General features: G+C 74.1%; 1 protein-coding gene. It reads right to left on the bottom strand.

Annotated features, from left to right (window positions below; translation table 11 throughout):
- Positions 1–425, bottom strand: a 425-nt coding sequence (locus BFF76_RS34315) for a condensation domain-containing protein (RefSeq protein ID WP_244167386.1), incomplete at both ends; no start/stop codon positions are given.

The raw sequence follows: 425 nt of genomic DNA, 5'->3' as shown, positions 1-425 counted from the left end.
CGGCGCGGGCGAGGTCCGCGATCCGCCGGGCGGTGGTGGGTTCGAGCGCGAAGGCGTGGGTGGCGCCGGTGTGCCGGGGCACTGCGGGGCGCGACCGGTCCCAGGGCAGCTCGATCATCTCGGGGAGCCCGCTCAAGGCCGTTTTCCAGTAGGCCAGTTGACGCCTGACGAGGCTCTCGGGGTCGTGCTCCTCGCCGAGCAGACGGCGCTGCCAGAGGGTGTGGTCGGCGTAGTCGACGGGGAGGCGCGTCCACGTCGGTGCCTCGGAGCGGAGGCGGGCGCCGTACGCGACACCGAGGTCACGGGCGAGGGGGGCCAGGGACGAGCCGTCGGCGGCGATGTGGTGGATCACGAGGACGAGGACGTGGGCGTCGTCGGCCAGGCGCAGCAGGGTCGCCCGCAGGGGCAGTTGGTGCTCGACGTCG

The sequence above is a fragment of the Streptomyces mutomycini genome (assembly GCF_001700505.1).
GTDB classification, from domain to species: Bacteria; Actinomycetota; Actinomycetes; order Streptomycetales; family Streptomycetaceae; genus Streptomyces; species Streptomyces mutomycini.
Note: the sequence above shows the minus strand (reverse complement) of the source record. Positions and strands in the feature narration are given on the sequence as shown.